This window comes from Pseudomonas sp. COW5, assembly GCF_026240005.1.
Classification (GTDB): Bacteria; Pseudomonadota; Gammaproteobacteria; order Pseudomonadales; family Pseudomonadaceae; genus Aquipseudomonas; species Aquipseudomonas kribbensis.
Genome location: NZ_JAPHVP010000001.1, coordinates 454,802 through 476,041 on the forward strand (window position 1 = coordinate 454,802; position 21,240 = coordinate 476,041).

Genomic DNA, 21,240 nt, shown 5'->3' on the forward strand with positions numbered 1-21,240 from the left:
GGCGTTTTCACATAATAAGGAACAGGCCATGCGCGCACTGGCTGCACTGAGTCGTTTTGTCGGCAATACCTTCGCTTACTGGGTTCTGATTTTCGCCGTGGTCGCGTTTCTGCAACCGGCGTGGTTCCTTAACCTGAAAGGCGCAATCGTGCCGCTGCTCGGGCTGGTGATGTTCGGCATGGGCCTGACCCTCAAACTCGACGACTTCGCCGCCGTCGCCCGCCATCCATGGCGCGTGGCGCTGGGTGTGGTTGCACATTTCGTGATCATGCCGGGGATGGCGTGGTTGCTCTGCCAGATTTTCCATCTACCGCCGGAAATCGCCGTCGGGGTGATTCTGGTCGGTTGCTGTCCGAGCGGCACGTCCTCGAACGTCATGACCTGGCTGGCTCGGGGCGATCTGGCGCTGTCGGTGGCCATCGCTGCCGTCACCACCCTCCTCGCCCCATTCCTGACGCCGGCGCTGATCTGGCTGCTGGCCTCGGCCTGGTTGCCGGTTTCGTTCATGGAATTGTTCTGGTCGATTCTGCAAGTGGTGCTGCTGCCGATCGTGCTCGGTGTCGTCGCGCAACGCTTGCTCGGTGACAGGGTTCGTCACGCGGTGGAGGTTTTGCCGCTGGTGTCAGTGATCAGCATCGTGATCATCGTCGCCGCCGTGGTGGCTGCCAGTCAGGCGAAAATCGCCGAATCCGGCCTGCTGATCATGGCCGTGGTGATGCTGCACAACAGCTTCGGCTACTTGCTGGGTTATTTCACCGGGCGACTGTTCGGCTTGCCGCTGGCTCAGCGCAAGTCTCTGGCGTTGGAAGTCGGGATGCAGAACTCGGGGCTGGGTGCCGCGTTGGCCAGTGCGCACTTTTCGCCTTTGGCGGCGGTTCCGAGCGCGCTGTTCAGTGTGTGGCACAACATTTCCGGGGCGCTGCTTTCGACGTACTTCCGACGCATGAGCGAGAAGGAAGATCGTGAGGCTCTGGCTCGGCAGCCTGCAGACTGACCGGGTCTCCGGCGCACATTTTTAGGTACTATGTGCGCCACGCGGGGACGACCCTGCGGCTCAATCGAGTTTTCAATCCGGGGACGGCCCCGTCAATCGATGGAGGTCTTTCATGTCCTGGATCATTCTGTTTTTCGCCGGCCTGTTCGAAGTCGGCTGGGCCGTCGGCCTGAAATACACCGATGGCTTCACCCGTCCACTTCCGACTGTTCTCACCGTCGCCGCCATGGCGGTCAGCCTTGGTCTGTTGGGTCTGGCGATGAAGGAACTGCCGCTGGGCACGGCTTACGCGATCTGGACTGGCGTCGGTGCCGTGGGCACGGTGATTGCCGGGATCATTCTGTTTGGTGAGTCGATGGCGTTGATTCGGCTGGCCAGCGTTGCACTGATCATCACCGGATTGATCGGACTCAAGGTCAGCGCTTAAGCCACTGGCCTCATCGCGGGCAAGCCCGCTCCCACAGTTTTCCGGGTGTACACAAAATCCATGTTCACTGAAGATCCTGTGGGAGCCGGGCTTGCCCGCGATGAGGCCAGCACAGCCAATGATTATCTGACTGTCCCGCGCAACTCTCCCACCAGCGCCTGCAACTCGGCAGGCTGCGCCGCCTCGACCGCTACTGGCGAACCCGCCACCAGCGTCACCCGCGACCACAAGCGGTGAAACAGTCCTTTATTGGGATCGCGACTGAAGAAACTCCCCCACAACCCCTGCAACGCCAGGGGAATCACCGGCACCGGTGTCTCTTCGAGAATCCGCGTCAGCCCGCCCTTGAACTCGTTGATCTCACCGTCAGCGGTCAACTTGCCTTCGGGGAAGATGCACACCAGCTCACCGTCCTTCAGATACTCGGCAATCCGGGTGAAGGCCTTTTCGTAGATCTGGATGTCTTCCTGGCGTCCGGCGATCGGAATGGTCCCCGCCGTGCGGAAGATAAAATTCAGCACCGGCAGGTTGTAGATCTTGTAGTACATGACAAAGCGAATCGGCCGACGCACCGCGCCGCCAATCAGCAACGCATCGACGAACGAAACGTGGTTGCACACCAGCAACGCCGCGCCCTCGTCGGGAATCGCTTCCAGGTTGCGATGCTCGACGCGGTACATGGAATGGCTGAGCAGCCAGATCATGAAACGCATGCTGAACTCGGGGACGATCTTGAAGATGTAGGCGTTGACGCCGATGTTCAGCAGCGACACCACCAGGAACAGCTGTGGAATCGACAGCTTGACCACGCTCAGCAACACGATGGAGACGATGGCCGAAATCACCATGAACAGCGCGTTGAGAATGTTGTTGGCGGCAATCACCCGCGCCCGCTCGTTCTCGGCGGTGCGCGACTGGATCAGCGCATACAGCGGCACGATGTAGAAACCGCCAAAGATGCCGAGGCCGAGGATGTCGACCAGCACGGCCCAGGTGTGACCGAAACCGAGGACTTCAGTCCAGCTGTGGCCAACGGCACTCTCCGGGATTCCACCGGAATGCCACCACAGCAACAGCCCGAAAACCGTCAGGCCGAACGAGCCGAACGGCACCAGACCGATCTCGACCTTGCGCCCGGAAAGCTTCTCGCAAAGCATCGAACCGAGGGCGATACCGACCGAAAACACCGTGAGAATCAAGGTGACCACGGTTTCGTCGCCGTGCATCCATTCCTTCGCGTAAGCCGGAATCTGTGTCAGATAAATCGCCCCGACAAACCAGAACCACGAGTTGCCGACAATCGAGCGTGACACTGCAGGCGTCTGGCCCAGCCCGAGTTTCAGCGTGGCCCAGGACTGACTGAAGATGTTCCAGTTCAGGCGCATTTCCGGTGAGGCGGCCGCCGCCCGGGGAATGCTGCGGCTGGCGAGGTAACCGAGTACGGCGATGCCGACAATCGCAGTGGACACCAGCGGCGCATAGTGCGACGAGGACATGATGACCCCGGCGCCGATGGTGCCGGCGAGGATCGCGAGGAACGTGCCCATTTCCACCAGACCGTTGCCGCCGACCAGCTCATCCTCGTGCAAGGCCTGCGGCAGGATCGAATACTTCACCGGCCCGAACAGCGCCGAGTGCGTGCCCATGGCGAACAGCGCCACCAGCATCAGCGACAGGTGATCGAACAGGAAACCGACGGATCCCACGGCCATGATGGCGATTTCCGCCAGTTTGATCAGACGGATCAGCGCATCCTTGGCGAACTTTTCGCCGAACTGCCCGGCCAGCGCCGAAAACAGAAAGAACGGCAGAATAAACAGCAGCGCACACAGGTTGACCCAGATCGAGCGGTCACCTTCGATGGTCAGCCGGTAGAGAATGGCGAGGATCAGCGACTGCTTGAACACGTTGTCGTTGAACGCGCCCAGCGACTGGGTGATGAAGAACGGCAGGAAGCGCCGGGTACGCAGCAGGTTGAACTGTGAGGGGTGACTCATCTTCCGTGTGTCCCTGATGTTGGGTAACGAATGGCCTGGATACGTTTATTGGAATGTCGATCCGCGATCCAGGCCACACCTTACCTAAACTTTTCAGGTTATTTCTTCAAACCTGCAATGCACGGCGAAACAAACAGCTCGCCGCGCCACGCGCCTTGCAGCGTGCGCTTGCCGACAATCAGCCACATCACCGCCAACAACGTCACCAGCACACAACCGGCCACGCTGAAGAAAGTCAGGTTCAACGTGCTGCCCAGTTTCAGAGTCGCCAGCGAATACACGCCCAACGGGAAGGTAAAACCCCACCAGCCAAGGTTGAACGGGATGCCGTCGCGCAGGTAGCGCACGGTGATCAGCAGCGCCATCAACATCCACCACAGACCAAAACCCCAGAGCGTGATCCCGGCCACGAGGCCCAGGCCCGAAGCGATTTCACCGATCCCCGGCAGGCCGTTGGCCGCGAAGATCGCTGGCGCATCGCCGCCCAGCAACAACATGCCCAGGGCACCGGTGCCAATCGGCCCCAATGCGAGCCAGCTCGACGCCGCCATGTTTTCGTGGGGCAGTTTGTGCAGGGCCATGCGCAACAGCAGGATGGTCAGAATGCTGAAGGCCACCGGCAGGGAAAACGCCCAGAGCACGTAGCTGGTCGTCAGCACTACCAGTTGCGAGTGCGCGTCGGCGAGATGCGGCGCGAGCAGTCCACCGCTGGCCGCCGCCACTTCTGCCGCCACCACCGGCAACAGCCAGACGGCGGTCATCTGATCAATGCTGTGTTCCTGACGGGTAAACATCATGTAGGGAATCAGCACACCGCAGGCCAGCGACATCGCCACGTCCAGCCACCACAGCACTTCGGCCAGATGAATGACACCCTCGCCCCAGCGCGGCAGACCGAACAGCAAAAACCCATTGATGATGGTTGCCAGCCCCATGGGAATGGTGCCGAAGAACATCGAAACCGTGGAGTGGCCGAAAATCCGCCGCGCCTCGTCGAAGAACAAAATCCAGCGCGCGGCGTAGGCAGCGGTAAACAGCACGAACAATAGAATGTTGAACATCCACAGCCCTTCGGCCACGGCGTGCAGCCCCGGGATGGCGACGGGCAATTGCGCCAGCGCCAACGCCAGCACACCGGTACCCATGGTCGCGGCGAACCAGTTCGGTGTGAATTGACGGATCACTTCACGCGGATGCTGAAGCTGGCTGAAAGGCTTGATACCGGGTTTGGCACTGTTGGGGCAAATCATCATGAACTCCTGTCCTCAGGTGAGGTTGAGTCCATGGTAGAACCGAATCGAATATCTATATAACGGGTAATTTCTCTAACTGTTATCTATTTTACAGATATAGGCCTAGACGCTGCCTTCAGTCTCGATCACCAGAATCCGCGCGGCGCCTTGCGGGTGGGCAACATGCTCGGTGCCGACGGACGCATAGAAGATGTCGCCGACATCGAGCTGCACCTGCTTTTCTTCGCCCTCTTCGCGGTAGCGCATGAGCACCTGACCGTCGAGCACCACGAACACTTCCTCACCATCGTTGACGTGCCATTTATAAGGCTGATCGGTCCAGTGCAGGCGCGTGGTGATGCCGTTCATGTTGGCGATGTCGAGCGCGCCCCAGGCACGCTCGGCAGTGAAGGACTTGCTGCGGATAATCTTCATGAATCGGTCCGTGAGAAGAATGGGCTGGCCAAGGCTAACCGAATCCGCAGGTTTATGGCGCGTTGCAGGTCTTGACCGCTTGCGGGCGGAAACTCATCAACAGCGCACCGACCGCCAGTACGATCAGTACCGCGCCATACACATCGGTGGTCGCCAACAGGCCAAGGCTGTGGGTGAAGTGCCCGGCCAGCAACGCCGGCAGACAGAACGCCAGGTAACTCAGTACATAGAATGCCGACATCAACCCGGCGCGCTCATGGGGCAACGCCAACGGCACCAGACTGCGCACCGCCCCCAGAAACCCGGAGCCGAATCCACACCCGGCGACCAGCGTACCGAAGAAGAACAACGACAGACTGGCGCTGTGCACGCCCAGCAGCATCAGCACGATGCCGGCCGGCAACAGGCTAGCGCCAAGTTGCAGCGCCCGGGAAGCCGGACGATTGCGCAAGGTGAAAATCATCAACGCACCGGTCACGGTCAACGCCGCCACGGTCGCGCCGCCGATCAGATTGGAAGTCGAACCGGTCGCCGTGCGTACCAGCGACGGAGCGAGCGAGGCATAGAAACCGCCGAGCGCCCAGGTCGCGGTGTTCAGCGGCAATACTCGCCATAGCGTCGAGCGCGCCTGAACCGGCACATGCAGGGTCGGCCGCAGCGAGGCCCATGCCCCGGCTTGCGGCGAGACGCTTTCCGGCAAGCGCCAGACATAAACGCCTTGCAACACAAACAGCACGAGCAGCAGCCAATAGGTCAGTTGCAGTGGTGCAGGCGCGAATTCCACCAGCAAACCGCAGCCCATCGAACCTAGCGCCATGCCACGCAACGGTGCCACGCTGTTGATCAGCGGCCCTTGTTGACGGTCAGTGTCCAGCAGCGTCGCGCTCAACACGGCGGTGGCCATGCCGGTGGCAAAACCCTGCAGCACTCGCGCACCGATCAGCCAGCCGACGCTGTCGGCGTAGATAAACAGCAACATCGCCAGGGCGTTCAGGACAACTGCGGTGAAAATCACCGGCTTGCGTCCCAAATGATCCGACAGCGAGCCGACCGTCAGCAGCGCGGCCAGCAGACTCAGCGCGTAAACGCCGAAAATCAGGGTCAGCACCGCTGCCGAGAAATGCAAGTGGTCCTGATACAGGTGATACAACGGCGTCGGCGCGGTGGAAGCCGCGAGAAAACTGAGTAAGGTGATCGCCAGAAACCACAGGCTGGAACGGTGGGAAGCAAGGCTGGTCATGGGCACACTCCGCAAAAGCTAATTTTTTGCTTTTGCGGAGTGTGCTCTTGGCTTGCGCTTAAAGCAAATTCTTTGTGTTAAGGTCTGCCGCATGGCTATTAAAGAAGGTTTACGCCCGGGCGGTCGCAGTGCCCGGGTGCAAGAGTCGATTCACTCGGCAGTCCGCGCACTCCTGCAAGAACAGGAGCGCTCAACGGTGACCGTTCCGCAAATCGCGGCGCGTGCGGGCGTGACGCCATCGACGATTTATCGACGCTGGGGAGATCTGGCCGCCTTGCTGGCTGACGTCGCCCTCGCCCGCATGCGCCCCGACAGCGAACCGGCTGAAACCGGCAGCCTGCGCAGCGATATCCGTGCGTGGGCCGAACAATATCTCGACGAAATGAGTTCGGAACCCGGGCGTAACATGATGCGCGACGTGCAGGCGAGCGCGACGCCAGGTTATTGCGTGACGATCATCGGCGCGCAGTTGCAGACCATCATCAAGCGCCACCCCGAGGAACCGGCGCCGAGCGTGGATCGGCTGATCAATCTGGTGGTGTCCCCGGTGGTGTTCCGCATTCTCTTTTCGGCAGCACCGCTGGAAGTCGAAGAACTTCACCGCTTGATCGACATCGCGCTCAAGCCGGACTGACCACGGAACTGCCCGGTTCTGTTCCTGCGACACCCCGCCACGCCACGACCTTGGTCGACACTGACTAACCGCCGCGCACATGCGAGACTGTCTGGCCGGGCGCGAGTCCGGTCGTATTTTGTCGGGAGTGCTCCATGTCGTTGTCCACCGGGCTGATCGCCGCCGTCGCCCTGGCCTATATGGCCATCATGTTCGCCATCGCCTTCTACGGCGACCGTCGCAGCGCGCCGTTGCCGCCGCGGATGCGTGCCTGGGTGTACAGCCTGTCGCTGGCGGTCTACTGCACCAGCTGGACGTTCTTCGGCGCGGTCGGTCAGGCCGCCGAACAACTGTGGTCATTCCTGCCGATTTACCTCGGGCCGATCCTGCTGTTGCTGGGCGCGCCGTGGGTCCTGCAAAAAATGGTGATGATCAGCAAGCAGGAGAACATCACTTCCATCGCCGACTTCATCGCCGCCCGCTACGGCAAGTCCCAATCGCTGGCAGTGGTCGTGGCGCTGATCTGTCTGGTCGGCGTCCTGCCTTATATAGCCTTGCAACTCAAAGGCATTGTCCTCGGCGTGAACCTGTTGATCGGCGCCGGCGCCGACGCCATGGGCACCCGCGCCCAGGACACGGCGCTGATCGTGTCGCTGGTGCTGGCGCTGTTCACCATCGTCTTCGGCACGCGCAACCTCGACGCTACCGAGCACCACCGGGGCATGGTGCTGGCGATTGCGTTCGAGTCGCTGGTGAAGCTGTTCGCCTTCCTCGCCGTCGGCGCCTTCGTCACCTATGGCCTGTATGACGGCTTCGACGACCTGTTCAATCAGGCGATGCTCGCCCCGCGCCTTGAGGAATACTGGAAAGAAACCATCAACTGGCCCTCGATGGTGGTGCAGACCGGTGTGGCGATGATGGCAATCATCTGTTTGCCCCGGCAGTTCCATGTGACAGTAGTGGAGAACATCGACCCCCAGGATCTGCGTCTGGCCAAGTGGGTGTTCCCGACTTATCTGGCCTTGGCCGCACTGTTTGTAGTTCCGATCGCGCTGGCCGGTCAGATGATGTTGCCGAGCTCTGTAATCCCGGATTCTTTCGTCATCAGCCTGCCGCTGGCCCAGGCCCACCCGGCGCTGGCGATGCTGGCGTTCATTGGCGGCGCCTCAGCGGCCACCGGCATGGTAATCGTCGCGAGCGTGGCGCTGTCGACCATGGTCTCCAACGACATGCTGTTGCCCTGGCTGCTACGCCGCAACAACGCCGAGCGGCCGTTCGAAGTGTTCCGTCAGTGGATGCTCTCGGTACGCCGGGTCAGCATCGTGGTCATTCTGTTGCTGGCTTACGTCAGCTACCGCCTGCTCGGCTCCACCGCGAGCCTGGCGACCATCGGCCAGATCGCCTTCGCCGCAGTGACCCAACTGGCACCGGCCATGCTCGGCGCGCTGTACTGGAAACAGGCCAACCGCCGGGGCGTGTTCGCCGGCCTCGCCGCTGGTACATTCCTCTGGTTCTACACCCTGATTCTGCCGATCGCCGCCCGCAGCCTCGGCTGGTCGCTGGACACGTTCCCCGGCCTGGCCTGGTTGCACAGCAACCCCTTGAACCTGCCGATCACCCCGCTGACCCAAGGCGTGGTGCTGTCGCTGGCGGGTAATTTCACGTTGTTCGCCTGGGTCTCGGTACTGTCCCGTACCCGGGTGTCGGAACACTGGCAGGCCGGGCGCTTCATCGGTCAGGAAATCAGCGCACGGCCGAGTGCACGCTCGATGCTGGCGGTGCAGATCGACGACTTGCTGCAACTGGCGGCACGGTTTGTCGGTGAGGAGCGCGCACGCCAGAGCTTCATCCGCTTCGCCTATCGCCAAGGCAAAGGCTTCAACCCGAACCAGAACGCCGACGGCGAATGGATCGCCCACACCGAACGCTTGCTGGCCGGTGTCCTTGGCGCGTCTTCGACGCGAGCTGTAGTAAAAGCCGCCATTGAAGGTCGGGAAATGCAGCTGGAGGACGTCGTCCGGATCGCCGACGAAGCCTCGGAAGTGCTGCAGTTCAACCGTGCGCTGCTGCAAGGCGCCATCGAAAACATCACCCAGGGCATCAGCGTGGTCGACCAGTCGCTGAAACTGGTGGCCTGGAACCGCCGCTATCTGGAGCTGTTCAACTACCCGGACGGCTTGATCAGCGTCGGCCGACCGATTGCCGACATCATTCGCTACAACGCCGAACGCGGCTTGTGCGGCCCCGGCGAAGCGGAAGTCCACGTCGCCCGACGCCTTCACTGGATGCGTCAGGGCCGCGCCCACACCTCCGAGCGACTGTTCCCCAATGGCCGGGTGATCGAACTGATCGGAAACCCCATGCCCGGCGGCGGTTTCGTCATGAGTTTCACTGACATTACCGCATTCCGCGAAGCCGAACAGGCACTGACCGAGGCCAATGAAGGGCTGGAGCAACGGGTCAGCGAGCGGACTCAGGAACTGTCGCAACTCAACGTCGCGCTGACGGAAGCCAAGGGTAATGCCGAGGCGGCCAACCAGTCGAAAACCCGCTTCCTTGCGGCGGTCAGCCACGACTTGATGCAACCCTTGAACGCCGCACGGCTGTTCTCCGCCGCCCTCTCCCATCAGGACGATGGTTTGAGCGGCGAGGCGCAGAAACTGGTGCAGCATCTGGACAGTTCGCTGCGTTCGGCCGAAGACCTGATCAGCGACCTGCTGGACATTTCCCGCCTGGAAAACGGCAAGATCAACCCGGATCGCAAGCCGTTCGCGGTGAATGAACTGTTCGACACCCTCGGTGCCGAGTTCAAGGTTCTGGCGCAGGAACAGGGCTTGAGCTTCCGGGTACGCGGCAGTCACTTGCGCATCGACAGCGACATCAAGTTGCTGCGACGGATCCTGCAAAACTTCCTGACCAACGCCTTCCGCTATGCCAAAGGCCCGGTGTTGCTAGGCGTGCGCCGGCGTCAGGGCGAGGTTTGCCTGGAGGTCTGGGATCGCGGGCCGGGGATTCCGGAAGACAAGCAACAAGTGATTTTCGAAGAGTTCAAACGCCTCGACAGCCACCAGACACGTGCCGAGAAAGGACTTGGCCTGGGCCTGGCGATTGCCGACGGCTTGTGCCGGGTGCTCGGGCACACCTTGCGCGTACGTTCATGGCCGGGACGCGGCAGCGTGTTCAGTGTGCGGGTGCCGCTGGCGCGGACGCAGACTGCGCAGCCGGGCGCGGCGGTCGAACTCAACGGCAAGCTGCACAGTGGCGCGCAGGTGCTGTGCATCGACAACGAAGACAGCATCCTGATCGGCATGAACAGCCTGCTCACGCGTTGGGGTTGTCAGGTGTGGACGGCGCGCAACCGCGAGGAATGCGCGGCGTTGCTGAGCGATGGCGTACGGCCGCAACTGGCGCTGGTGGACTTCCACCTCGATCACGGCGAAACCGGTACCGACCTGATGGCCTGGTTGCGCACGAGCCTGGGCGAACCGGTGCCCGGCGTGGTGATCAGCGCCGACGGGCACCCGAAAACCGTGGCGCAGGTGCACGCGGCGGGGCTGGATTATCTGGCCAAACCGGTGAAACCGGCGGCTTTGCGTGCGTTGTTGAGTCGCTATTTGCCGCTCTAGAAGAGCGGCTTATTCAGGCAGTTCGACCAGACCGTCGGCATCGGTCATGGCGCGCTCCAGCAGATCCGCCGGCAGGCTCTTGCTGGCTCGTGCACCGAGTAATTTGAGCTGTTCGCTGCGGCTGACCAGATTGCCGCGCCCTTCTGTCAGTTTGTTTCGCGCTGCGCTGTAGGCTTTGTCCAGTTGCTGCAGACGATTGCCGACTTCATCCAGATCCTGAATGAACAGCACGAACTTGTCGTACAGCCATCCGGCACGCTCGGCGATTTCCCGGGCGTTCTGGCTCTGGCGTTCCTGTTTCCACAGGCTGTCGATGACCCGCAGGGTGGCGAGCAGCGTGGTCGGGCTGACGATCACGATATTGCGGTCGAAGGCTTCCTGGAACAGCGTCGGCTCGGCTTGCAGCGCTGCGGAAAACGCCGCTTCGATGGGCACGAACAGCAAGACAAAATCGAGGCTGTGCAGGCCTTCCAGACGCTTGTAGTCTTTTCCGGCCAGGCCTTTGACGTGACTGCGCAGCGACAGTACGTGCTGCTTCATGGCGATCTGGCCGATGGCATCGTCGTCCGCCGCCACATATTGCTGGTACGCCGTGAGGCTGACCTTGGAGTCGACCACCACCTGCTTGTCGCCCGGCAGGTAAATGATCACGTCCGGCTGGAAGCGCTCACCGTCGGGGCCCTTGAGGTTGACCTGAGTCTGGTACTCTCGGCCCTTCTCCAGCCCGGCATGTTCCAGCACTCGTTCCAGGATCAGCTCGCCCCAGTTGCCCTGGGTTTTCTGGCCTTTCAGGGCGCGGGTCAGGTTGGTGGCTTCATCGCTCAGGCGCAGGTTCAGCTGTTGCAGACGCTCCAGTTCCTTGGCCAGCGAGAAGCGCTCGCGGGCTTCGGCCTGATAGCTTTCCTCGACGCGTTTTTCGAAGGACTGGATACGTTCTTTCAAAGGATCGAGCAACTGCCCGAGACGCTGCTGGCTGGTTTCGGCGAAACGCTGTTCACGCTCGTCGAAGATCTTGCCCGCCAGCTCGGCGAACTGGGCGCGTAACTCGTCACGGGAGCCTTGCAGGTCATCGAGACGCTGCTGATGGCTTTCCTGCTGCTCGCGCAGCTCGGCATTCAATGAAGCGGCCTGAGCGTCCAGGCGCCGCAGTTCGGCTTCCTTGTTGGCACGTTCGAGGTTCCAGGCATGGGCGGCATCACGGGCGTCGTCGCGCTCGATCTGCAACAGTTCGACTTCCCGGCGCACGGCCGCGAGATCGGCCTGTTTGGCGGCATTGGCCTGGCCGAGGTCGGCGATTTCGTCGCGACAGGCTTCGAGCTGGGCGTTGAGGCCGTCCTGGGCCATCTGCGCCATGGCCAGGCGCTCTTCGAGCAACGCAACTTCGGACTCGCCATGACTGGCCCGGCGCTGCAGCTGCCAGGCCAGCGCCAGCAGCGGTAACGCCGCGCCTGCCAAGCCGAGCAAGATGCTGGTCAAGTCCATCGCCATAGTGATTCCCGCCGATCCGATAAAGCCTGAAGGTTAACCAAGGCGTCAGGTCTTGGACAGCTCAGTCTTCGATCAGGCCGAGTTCCTGTTGCGCACGCCGATCACCCGCACGGGCAGCCTGACGCAGCAGGTCCTGGCCGATACGACGATCCCGCGCGTTGCCACACTCACGGCACATCAACTGTCCAAGGCGACTTTGCGCCACCACCACGCCTTCCCGGGCCGGTTGCTTGAGCAGGCGGCCGGCGAGGTGCTTGGCGTTCTGGCTGTCGCCCAGGCGCGGGCTGTCGAGCAGCCATTCGGCCACGCGCACGGAAAATCGCTTGGGAGCGGTAACACGAGGGGGTTGGGAAGTAACAGAATCTGGAGATGAACGAAACTTCATAAAGCACTGTGGGACAGATCGGAAGGCGCGCCACTCTACTCTTTTTTTCGCACAGGTAAAGTCGAAAAAAACCCGGCACGCCCGTGCTAGAGCAAGCGCTCGGGACAATCCACAGAAGCTGTGGATAACTCAGTGGACAACCGCCCCCGAGTCGCCGCAAAGCCTTGTGGAATGGGGCCCGCAGTCAAACTGACGATTTTTTCACCAGTAAAAAAAACCGATGTTTTTCATTGACTTAAACTTTCGTTACAGGCAGCCACCGGGGTCAGGTTCGATGTGACAGCGTCGTTACCGTCCGCGCAACTAATGTGCACAAGTACCTGTTACGCGGTTATATCGGTGCGCTTTTTCGGGTCGTTTTGCCAGCCGGGTTGGGGATAAGCCCCGGCTCTGTGCTTGTCAGGCTTGCCCACCGCTACGACCGACGGTCGGAATGTGAGCCAAATCGGGGCGGGGCCGGGGCTCAAGGAACAGTCCGTCTGTTCTTTTTAAAAATCAGGTTTGCCTTCCTTGATGTGTTCCGTTAGTATCCGCGGCGTTAGTACCAAGCTGAAAGTCAATTCCGGTCGAACAACCCCCACGGTCAGCCTTCTCCCAGAGAAGCCTCTACCGAAAAAGCGGGTCCGACCCCTCGATGGTTTCCAGGTAAATCTTGCGACGACACAGCCTTTGAGCCGAATCAAAGGATGTTGCAAAGAATCCTTACTCTGACCGAACCAACCTGCAAATTGATCAGGATCTTCACCCCGGGCCCAGAACCTCTGCCCTCGATGTGTTGCCTGTCCTCCTAAGTACCTACCTGCCAGCCCAAGCGCGCCAACTTGTCAGCGCTTCAAACTGGCTGCTTTGTTCCAGTCGGGTTCTTCGTTCGACCAATGGTGGTCTGCGTTACTGGAACGTTTTAACGTTGCACGGTTCTTATCCGTGTCATTTGTAGGAACACCTAATAACTATGTCTACTCAAATCCAGACTCAGGATGCCATTCGCACCCTAACCAACGCTTTTGCTCCAATGAACTGCCTGATCATGGCCGCTCGCAAAGGCTGCTTCAGCTTCACCGTGGTCAATGAACACGGGATCGCCCGCCACAGCGAGCGTCTGTACCCTGATCAATACTCCAGCGCCGAACCGCTGCAGGCCGTGATTGATCGCACCCGTCAGGCATTGATCGCCTGAGAGGCCGAAATGGCTGCAAAAGCAAAAGCCCCGCCTGAAATGCGGGGCTTTTTATTGCCCGATGTTTCTCTTTTTACCCTTCCCGGTTAAGCACCAACCGATATAACGGTTATAACTGCTCGCCGGAAATATTTTAAAAACAGGCCTTTACGTCGCGAATATGACACTACACTTCAACTCAAGCGGCGTGATCCGCTTCCGGCGAGCCTGATTCGATCCACAGCTGCCAAGCTCCCCTTCAGGTCTCGCCGCCCAATAACAAGATCCGAGGGTTTTATGGGTATCGCTGCCAGCGAACTGTGCCGCTATGTGATCCGTCCCACGCTGATTTATCTGGGACGTCACTGCGCCACCGCCGAATCCCTGCTGCTGGGCATCGCCGCCAGCCAGTCCGCCCTGGGTTCCGCCCTGCATGACCGCCGTGGCCACGGCCTGTACCGGATTGCCGAGCATCGCCACCAGGCGCTATGGGACCATTACCTGGCGCTCGATCCGGAGCGCGCCAGCCTGGTTCGTGGCCTCGCAAGCCAGCATGCCTTTCTCAGCAGCCCGCACCTCGAACTGACCGTCAATCTGCGTTACGCCACTGCCATTGCCTGGCTGCTGGTGGAAGAACAGACCCCCACCCTCCCCGACCCGGACGACCTGCTCGCACTGGCCCGCATCTGGCGTCAGACCTTTCAACCCCAGGGTCGCCTGCGCGACTTCACCTGTGCATGGCAGACCTGTGTTTCACCGCTGAATCAGGTCGCGTGCTGACTCACCGGTTTCGCAAGATCGGCCAACGGGTCGCGAATCTGGTCGGATTGTCCTACAAAACCGCTCTAACTCAAGCCATACGGACTATAGCGCTGGGACGAAAATGTTGGTAATTTTCGCCCCGGTGATCACCAGGAGTTCTAATAATGAAAAAAGTAATGCTCAAAACCACCATCAGCCTCGCCGTTTCCCTGGCATCCACGCAGATTTTCGCCGCTGGCTTTGCCATCAACGAACACAGCATCAGCGGGATGGGGACTGGGTACGCCGGGCGATCTTCTTCTGCCGACGACGCAAGCACTGTTTACGGCAACCCTGCCGGCATGTCGCGCCTCAATCGCGAACAAGTCACCGGTGGCGTTGCATTCCTCGATGCCAAGACCGATATCAGCGACGCCAGCTCCAGCCCCAACGGCGGCAGCAACAAAGGCGACATGGTGCCCTTCACCTCAGTTCCTATGGGTTTCTACGTCAAGCCGATCGATGAGCATTGGGCATTCGGCCTGGGCGTATACGTACCCTTCGGCCTGATTACCGACTATGAAAAAGGCTTTGCCGGCCGCTACTTCGGCAGCAAGTCCGAAGTACAGGTCATCACCTTCCAGCCGACTGTCAGCTACAAGTTCAACGACGTTGTGTCGATCGGTTTCGGTCCGACCATTAACCGTATCGACGGCACGCTGGAATCCAACCTGTCAGTCACTCAGGCCGCGCCGGATGGCAAGGTCAAGATCAAGGGTGACGACACCGCGCTGGGCTACAACATCGGTGTTCTGGTACAAGCGACCGACACCACTCGCCTGGGCCTGACTTACCACTCGAAAGTCGACTACAAGCTCGAAGGCAACACCAAGGTCAACTACGGCGCATTGGCCGCAGTCGGTCTGGGCGCCAGCCAGAAGTACGACGCTTCGCTGAAGATCACCACGCCTGAATCCGTGGACTTCTCGGTAACCCAGGCGATCAACGACCGCTGGAACGTCTACGCCGGTACCACCTGGACCCGCTGGAGCCAGCTGGAAAAGATCACCGTCAAGAACTCCGGTGTACAGCCTCTGCTGGCCGGTCAGTTCGGCGAGATCACCGAAGAGCAGAACTGGCATGACAGCTGGGCTTACGCCGTTGGTACTTCCTACCAGCTGAACAAGGAATGGGTACTGCGTACCGGTCTGACCTTCGACCAGTCGCCGACCAACAACGTCGACCGTTCGCCGCGCATCCCTACCGGTGACCGGACCATCTTCAGCATCGGTGCCGGCTGGAGCCCGACTGACGACTTGACCATCGACGTCGCCTACTCGTACCTGAAGGAAGAAGCCGTCAAGATCCGCAACGAAAACGATCGTGGCCAGACCTACGATGCCAAGTATGAAAACTCGGCAAACGGTTTCGGTGTCGGTGCGACCTACCGCTTCTGATGCTGCACGGCGAGGCTGAGCGCTTTACCATTTGAGGCCTCGCCCACTAAAAAGCCCCGCTCTCTTTGCAGAGGCGGGGCTTTTTTGTGGGCGTCGATCAGGGTTTCAGCGGTTTCGACGCAATGGCTTTCTCGATGGCCGCGAGAAATTCCGGATCATCCGGCTTGGTCAGACTGGAAAAGTTGGCGATCACTTTGCCCTGACGATCGACCACGTATTTATAGAAATTCCACTTCGGCGCGCTGCTTTGCGCGGCAAGCACCTGGAACAGATGGGTGGCACCGTCACCACGGACTTTCTGCGGTTCGGTCATGGTGAACGTCACGCCGTAGTTGGCGTAGCAGACCTTGGCGGTCTCGGCGCTGTCCTTGGACTCTTGTTTGAAGTCATTGGAGGGTACGCCGAGCATTTCCAGCCCTTGCGCCTTGTAACGCTGGTTGAGCGCTTCGAGGCCCTCGAACTGCGGGGCGAAACCACAGAAGCTGGCGGTGTTGATCACCACCAGCGGTTTGTCGGCGTAGTGCTGGCACAGGTCGATGGATTCCTTGGCCCGCAATTTGGGCAGCGAACCTTGCAGCAACTCCGGACAGTCCGCGGCCTGGGCCAGTCCGGTCAACGCCATCAGCAACGCGGGAACAGCACACCAGCGCTTGAGCATGTCGGGCATCCTTGAGAGTCGTCAGAACCCGACGTTACTCGCCCTCGAAGCCTACAGGCAAGCGCCCATGCCCAACTGCATCAGCGCCAGGCCGCCCTGATGCCAGCCCCACCACACCAGCGCCAGCAAGACAGCGCCGAGTGCGGTGATGGCGATTCGTGGCCAGATTCGCTTCATGCCGAGCTCGTACGGGCCTGCAGACGCTCGACCGGACGCTCGCGCACCGGCCAGTTCAGCGCGGCCGCCAACAGGCTCAAAAGAATCGCCACTTGCCAGATCAAGTCATAACTCCCGGTTCGGTCATACACCACCCCACCCAGCCAGCCACCGAGGAACGAGCCGAGCTGATGGAACAGGAACACGATCCCGCCGAGCATGGACAGGTTTCGCACGCCAAACAAGGTCGCCACCGTACCGTTGGTCAACGGCACCGTCGACAGCCACAGGAACCCCATCGCCATACCGAACAGATACGCCGTAGTCGTCGTCACCGGCAGCCACAGGAACAGCACGATCACCACCGCCCGCAGCAGGTACAGCCCGGTCAGCAAGCGCGGCTTGGACATGCGCCCGCCGAGCCAGCCAGCGGTGTAGGTTCCGAAGATGTTGAACAGCCCGATCAACGCCAACACGGTAGTGCCGACGGTGGCCGGCAGATGCTGGTCGACCAGATAGGCCGGCAGGTGCACACCGATGAACACCACCTGGAAACCGCAGACGAAGAATCCGAACGCCAACAGCCAGAACCCGGAGTGCGAGCAGGCTTCACGCAGGGCTTCGGACAGGGTCTGCTCATGCCCAAGCACTGGCAGTGGCTTGTCCTTGAGCATGCTCACCAGCGGCACGATCAGCGCCACCAGCAAACCCAGCACCAGCAACGCGGCCGACCAGCCCAGCCAGCCAATCAGGCCGAGGGTGCCCGGCAGCATCGCGAACTGGCCAAAGGACCCGGCGGCGCTGGCGATACCCATGCCCATGCTGCGTTTTTCCGGCGGAACCGCACGACCGACCACCCCGAGAATCACCGAGAAAGAAGTTCCTGAGAGCCCGATACCGATCAGCAAGCCGGCACTCAGGGACAGACCCAAAGCGGTCTCCGACAGCCCCATGAACACCAGGCCCAAGGCGTAGAGCACGCCACCGATCAGCACCACTTTTGCCGCGCCGAAGCGGTCAGCCAGCGCGCCAGTGAAGGGTTGCGCCAGACCCCAGATCAGGTTCTGCAGGGCAATGGCAAAGGCAAACACCTCGCGCCCCCAGCCAAACTGTGCGCTCATCGGCGACAGAAACAAGCCGAAGCCGTGCCGCACGCCCAATGACAACGCCAGAATCAGCGCACTCCCCAGCAACACCCAACCGCACGTACGCCACATCGAACTCATTGTTATTCTCCAGTCGCGGGTATATACCCGCTTAGATTCGGAAAAAACCGGCACTCAGGCCAGTTCATCCAACAGCCGCAGCAAGGTTTCACGCTTCTCGGCACCCAGTCGGTCGATCAACCGCTGTTGCGCCGCTTCCCAGGCCGGCAGGGCCGCTGCCAGGCGTTGTGCGCCGGTTTCGGTGAGCCGGACGATGCGGTTGCGCATGTCTTCGCCCTCGGCCAGCGCCACCAGCCCTTCGCCTTCCAGCACCCGCAGATTGCGCCCAAGGGTGCTGCGATCCAGCCCCATGGCCTCGGCCAGTTCGGAAATGCTCGGTTGATCCAGGCGTTGCAGATTGCACAGCAGAGAATACTGGGCAACGTTGATCCCGAAGCCGTCGAGAGCGCCGTCGTAATGCCTGCTGACGCCACGGGCGGCGCGACGCAGGTTGGTGCACAAACACTGAGAAGGAAGCATGATGCGTGTATATACCCGCGAGTCTGTTAAATCAAGTTACAGATCAAAACAAGGCCAGCCCGACCAGCACCGACATCTCCAATAATTCCAGCAAGGCACCGGCCGTATCACCGGTGGTTCCGCCCAGTCGCCGCACCATCAGATGCCGTAGCCAGATGAACACCACGACCGACAGCAGCAGCGCCACGACAGCGTTGAACCCGGCGATCAGCACGCACACCGCCGCACTCACAACCAGCACCTGCCAACCCGTCTTGCGCGGCAGATGATCGGCCAGCGCCTGCCCCAACCCGCCGGCCCGCACATAGGTTGTGGTCAGGAACAGCCCGAGCAGCGCTGCTCGCCCCATCAGCGGCACGATGATCAACGCCATACCTTGTTGTTTTTCGATCAACGCCAACAACGCGGCGTATTTGAGCAGCAACACCAGCACCAGTGTCACCACTGCGATCGGCCCGCTGCGCGGGTCTTTCATGATCGTCAGCGTACGCTCGCGATCACCAAAGCCACCAAGCCAGGCATCGGCGCTGTCCGCCAGCCCATCGAGGTGCAGCGCGCCGCTCAGCAGTACCCACACCGTCAGCAGCAACGCGGCATGCAACAGCAATGGCGCGCCGGCCAGAGCAATGTTCAGCGCCCAGAGAATCACGCCGAACAGTAAACCCACCAGCGGATAAAACAGCAGCGAGCGCCCGAGCTCTTCAGGCGCCGGCATGCCCGGCAGACGAATCGGCAGGCTGCTGAGAAATTGCAGGGCGATCCACAGGGGCAGCATGTCAGCAGACTTCCTTGAGCGAACCATCGGCCTCGACGATCAGCGAAAACAGCGCGCCGTGAGCGACTTCGACATTGAGCAATTGTTCACGAGGCAAACCACGGGCCCGCGCCAGCAACAGACGCATGACGCCACCATGACTGACCAGCAACACCCGCTCCCCCGCATGTGCGGCGTGCAAGCGCATGACCGCCGCCAGCACCCGCGCTGAAAACTCAGTCACCAGCTCACCCTGCGGCGGAGTAAACGCATAGGGATCCGCCCAGAACAGCCCAAGCGCTTCAGCATCGGTTTCCATCAACGCCGCCGCGCTCTGCCCTTCCCAGGCACCGAAATGCAGCTCTTGCAGATCCTTGTCCAGAGACACCGACAGATCCCGTTGCGCGCCCAACTCATCAGCAAATCGCGCGCAACGCTGCAACGGCGAACTGACCAGCCGATCCCACGGCCCCTGCCCGATCACCGCCTCGCGCATCTGCGCCCAGCCCTTTTCGGTCAGTGCATCGTCGAGACTGCCGCGCAGGCCGCCGCCCAGTTCGGTTTCACCGTGGCGCAGCAGGTCCAGACGCAGCGTCATGCCGGGCGATCCGCCACCGCCGCTTCGGCGAAGGTCGCCATCTGCCCGTGCAGGTCGCAGGCCAGGCGCAGCAACGGCACCGCCAGCGCGGCGCCGCTGCCCTCGCCCAGACGCAGGCCCAGCTCCAGTAGCGGTTCGGCGCCAAGGGTTTCCAGCACGTGACGATGACCCGGCTCGGCGCCGCGATGGCCGAACAGCAGCCATTCACGGCAGGCAGGATTCAGCCGCACCGCCACCAGCGCCGCGACGGTGCAGATGAAACCGTCCACCAGCACCGCCACACCTTCCTGAGCACACGCCAGATACGCGCCGACCAAAGCCGCAATCTCGAAGCCGCCGAGATTGAACAGAGTCTGCAACGCATCCCCACGTTGTACCGCGTGCAGCGCCAGCGCCCGCTCGATCACCTGCGCCTTGTGGCTGACGCCTTCGGCATTCAACCCGGTACCGGGGCCGGTCAGGTGGGTTACCGGGCAATCGAGCAGCGCACAGGCCAGCGCACTGGCAGCCGTGGTGTTGCCGATACCCATTTCGCCGCCGATGAACAATTGCGCGCCCGCCGCCTTCGCCCGCAGCACGCTGTCGCGGCCGGCCTGCAAGGCCAGCTCGCCCTGAGCCTGAGTCATCGCCGCGCCCTTGGCGAAATTCGCCGTGCCCGGGCCGATGTTCAGGTGACGCACACCCGGCAGGTTCAGCGACGGGGTCACGGTGCCCAGATCCACCACTTCCAGTTGCGCACCGAGTTGACGCGCCAGCACGCTGATCGCCGCGCCGCCGCTGACGAAATTCAGCAGCATCTGGCCAGTGACTTCCTGCGGGAACGCCGAAACGCCTTCGGCGACAACGCCGTGGTCGCCGGCAAAAATCGCGATCCAGACCTGATCGAGTGTCGGCTTGATCCGGCCCTGCAATCCGGCCAGTTGCACCGCCACCGATTCCAGCTGCCCGAGGGAGCCGGCAGGTTTGGTCAATTGCTGCTGACGCGCTGCCGCGTTTTCAACGGCGTCCGTATCCACCGGTTTGCACGGGTTCAGCCACCAGGCTTGGGTCATAACGCAGGTCCTTTCAGAGTCAGGGGCAGGCCGGCGACGGTCAGGACGACTCGCTGACAACGCTCGGCCAGAGCTTGATGCAGCCAACCGGCTTCATCGACGTAGCGGCGAGTCAATTCGCCCAGCGGCACGACACCCATTCCGGTCTCGTTGCTGACAAAAATGATTTCACCCGGCAGCGACGCCAGGCATTCGAGCAGGGCTTCGCGTTCGGCGGCGAGACGCTCGGCGTCTTCGAGCATCAGCAGATTGGTCAGCCACAGCGTCAGGCAATCCACCAGCAGGCAGCGCTCGGCGCTGGCGGTTTCGCGCAGCACACGGGCCAGTTCCAGCGGCTCTTCGATCAATGCCCATTCGGCAGGACGTCGCGCTCGGTGATGGGCGACGCGCTCATTCATCTCGCCATCCAGCGGTTGGCTGGTGGCGATGTAGGTCACGGCCAGCGCGCTGTCGGTAGCGAGTTTTTCGGCCAGGCGACTTTTGCCGGAGCGGGCGCCGCCGAGAATCAGTTGGAGCATGGAGGCATCCTGAAAAAAATTCGTCGAG

General features: G+C 61.3%; 21 protein-coding genes. 7 read left to right on the top strand and 14 right to left on the bottom strand.

The window, feature by feature from the left end:
* Nucleotides 1-28: 28 nt before the first annotated feature.
* Nucleotides 29-994 (top strand): bile acid:sodium symporter family protein, encoded by a 966-nt coding sequence (locus OQ248_RS01960; protein WP_265811896.1) that lies wholly within the window; start codon nucleotides 29-31, stop codon nucleotides 992-994.
* 112 nt (nucleotides 995-1,106) lie between these two features.
* A complete protein-coding gene (sugE, locus tag OQ248_RS01965) occupies nucleotides 1,107-1,421 on the top strand; it encodes a quaternary ammonium compound efflux SMR transporter SugE (RefSeq protein WP_085682912.1) in 315 nt (104 codons plus the stop codon).
* 122 nt (nucleotides 1,422-1,543) lie between these two features.
* Here the strand turns inward: sugE and OQ248_RS01970 are convergent, their stop codons facing one another.
* From OQ248_RS01970 to OQ248_RS01985, 4 genes are all read right to left on the bottom strand, one after another.
* Nucleotides 1,544-3,418, bottom strand: coding sequence for an MFS transporter (locus OQ248_RS01970; RefSeq protein ID WP_265811897.1), 1,875 nt, complete (start codon nucleotides 3,416-3,418; stop codon nucleotides 1,544-1,546).
* A 98-nt stretch (nucleotides 3,419-3,516) separates the two neighbouring features.
* On the bottom strand, nucleotides 3,517-4,668 hold the full coding sequence (locus OQ248_RS01975) for a TDT family transporter (protein ID WP_114881968.1): 1,152 nt from the start codon (nucleotides 4,666-4,668) through the stop codon (nucleotides 3,517-3,519).
* Between the two features lie 105 nt (nucleotides 4,669-4,773).
* Nucleotides 4,774-5,085, bottom strand: coding sequence for a cupin domain-containing protein (locus OQ248_RS01980; RefSeq protein ID WP_248742967.1), 312 nt, complete (start codon nucleotides 5,083-5,085; stop codon nucleotides 4,774-4,776).
* Nucleotides 5,086-5,137: 52 nt separating this feature from the next.
* Nucleotides 5,138-6,325 carry an MFS transporter gene (locus OQ248_RS01985; RefSeq protein WP_265811898.1) on the bottom strand — a complete coding sequence of 396 codons (1,188 nt, stop codon included), beginning with the start codon at nucleotides 6,323-6,325 and terminating at the stop codon, nucleotides 5,138-5,140.
* A gap of 91 nt (nucleotides 6,326-6,416) precedes the next feature.
* Between OQ248_RS01985 and OQ248_RS01990 the strand changes: the two genes are divergently transcribed.
* Together OQ248_RS01990 and OQ248_RS01995 are read left to right on the top strand one after the other, a co-directional pair.
* On the top strand, nucleotides 6,417-6,959 hold the full coding sequence (locus tag OQ248_RS01990; RefSeq protein ID WP_265811899.1) for a TetR/AcrR family transcriptional regulator: 543 nt from the start codon (nucleotides 6,417-6,419) through the stop codon (nucleotides 6,957-6,959).
* 134 nt (nucleotides 6,960-7,093) lie between these two features.
* Nucleotides 7,094-10,564, top strand: a complete 3,471-nt coding sequence (locus OQ248_RS01995) for a hybrid sensor histidine kinase/response regulator (protein ID WP_265811900.1) — start codon at nucleotides 7,094-7,096, stop codon at nucleotides 10,562-10,564.
* Nucleotides 10,565-10,573: 9 nt separating this feature from the next.
* On the opposite strand, the gene rmuC is transcribed toward OQ248_RS01995, so the two are convergent.
* Nucleotides 10,574-11,938 (bottom strand): DNA recombination protein RmuC, encoded by a 1,365-nt coding sequence (gene rmuC, locus OQ248_RS02000; protein WP_265815052.1) that lies wholly within the window; start codon nucleotides 11,936-11,938, stop codon nucleotides 10,574-10,576.
* 175 nt (nucleotides 11,939-12,113) lie between these two features.
* Nucleotides 12,114-12,437: a sel1 repeat family protein gene (locus OQ248_RS02005; RefSeq protein WP_114881963.1), complete on the bottom strand. Its 324-nt coding sequence runs from the start codon at nucleotides 12,435-12,437 to the stop codon at nucleotides 12,114-12,116.
* A gap of 952 nt (nucleotides 12,438-13,389) precedes the next feature.
* Here OQ248_RS02005 and OQ248_RS02010 point away from each other — a divergent pair.
* From OQ248_RS02010 to OQ248_RS02020, 3 genes are all read left to right on the top strand, one after another.
* Nucleotides 13,390-13,614 (top strand): hypothetical protein, encoded by a 225-nt coding sequence (locus tag OQ248_RS02010; protein ID WP_007950419.1) that lies wholly within the window; start codon nucleotides 13,390-13,392, stop codon nucleotides 13,612-13,614.
* A gap of 276 nt (nucleotides 13,615-13,890) precedes the next feature.
* Entirely contained in the window at nucleotides 13,891-14,373 is a 483-nt protein-coding gene (locus tag OQ248_RS02015; protein ID WP_265811901.1) for a hypothetical protein, read from the top strand.
* Nucleotides 14,374-14,519: 146 nt separating this feature from the next.
* Nucleotides 14,520-15,791 (top strand): outer membrane protein transport protein, encoded by a 1,272-nt coding sequence (locus OQ248_RS02020; RefSeq protein ID WP_265811902.1) that lies wholly within the window; start codon nucleotides 14,520-14,522, stop codon nucleotides 15,789-15,791.
* 97 nt (nucleotides 15,792-15,888) lie between these two features.
* Here OQ248_RS02020 and OQ248_RS02025 read toward each other — a convergent pair whose 3' ends face one another.
* Genes OQ248_RS02025 through cobU form a run of 8 tightly spaced genes read right to left on the bottom strand, consistent with a single transcriptional unit; the run spans nucleotide 15,889 to nucleotide 21,212 of the window.
* A complete protein-coding gene (locus tag OQ248_RS02025; protein ID WP_096823002.1) occupies nucleotides 15,889-16,449 on the bottom strand; it encodes a glutathione peroxidase in 561 nt (186 codons plus the stop codon).
* 51 nt (nucleotides 16,450-16,500) lie between these two features.
* Complete coding sequence (locus OQ248_RS02030) at nucleotides 16,501-16,626, bottom strand: hypothetical protein (protein ID WP_256576024.1); 126 nt, start codon at nucleotides 16,624-16,626, stop codon at nucleotides 16,501-16,503.
* Entirely contained in the window at nucleotides 16,623-17,831 is a 1,209-nt protein-coding gene (locus OQ248_RS02035) for an MFS transporter (protein ID WP_265811903.1), read from the bottom strand. The genes OQ248_RS02030 and OQ248_RS02035 overlap by 4 nt, the downstream gene beginning before the upstream one ends.
* 54 nt (nucleotides 17,832-17,885) lie before the next feature.
* The gene (locus OQ248_RS02040; RefSeq protein WP_007950413.1) at nucleotides 17,886-18,290 is read right to left on the bottom strand and encodes a MarR family transcriptional regulator; all 405 of its coding nucleotides are present in this window, start codon (nucleotides 18,288-18,290) and stop codon (nucleotides 17,886-17,888) included.
* A gap of 43 nt (nucleotides 18,291-18,333) precedes the next feature.
* Nucleotides 18,334-19,065 carry an adenosylcobinamide-GDP ribazoletransferase gene (locus OQ248_RS02045; RefSeq protein ID WP_265811904.1) on the bottom strand — a complete coding sequence of 244 codons (732 nt, stop codon included), beginning with the start codon at nucleotides 19,063-19,065 and terminating at the stop codon, nucleotides 18,334-18,336.
* Nucleotide 19,066: 1 nt separating this feature from the next.
* Complete coding sequence (gene cobC / locus OQ248_RS02050) at nucleotides 19,067-19,642, bottom strand: alpha-ribazole phosphatase family protein (protein WP_265811905.1); 576 nt, start codon at nucleotides 19,640-19,642, stop codon at nucleotides 19,067-19,069.
* Complete coding sequence (cobT, locus tag OQ248_RS02055; RefSeq protein WP_265811906.1) at nucleotides 19,639-20,694, bottom strand: nicotinate-nucleotide--dimethylbenzimidazole phosphoribosyltransferase; 1,056 nt, start codon at nucleotides 20,692-20,694, stop codon at nucleotides 19,639-19,641. The genes cobC and cobT overlap by 4 nt, the downstream gene beginning before the upstream one ends.
* The gene (cobU, locus tag OQ248_RS02060; RefSeq protein WP_096822997.1) at nucleotides 20,691-21,212 is read right to left on the bottom strand and encodes a bifunctional adenosylcobinamide kinase/adenosylcobinamide-phosphate guanylyltransferase; all 522 of its coding nucleotides are present in this window, start codon (nucleotides 21,210-21,212) and stop codon (nucleotides 20,691-20,693) included. Before cobU ends, cobT begins: the two co-directional genes overlap by 4 nt.
* Nucleotides 21,213-21,240 lie beyond the last annotated feature (28 nt).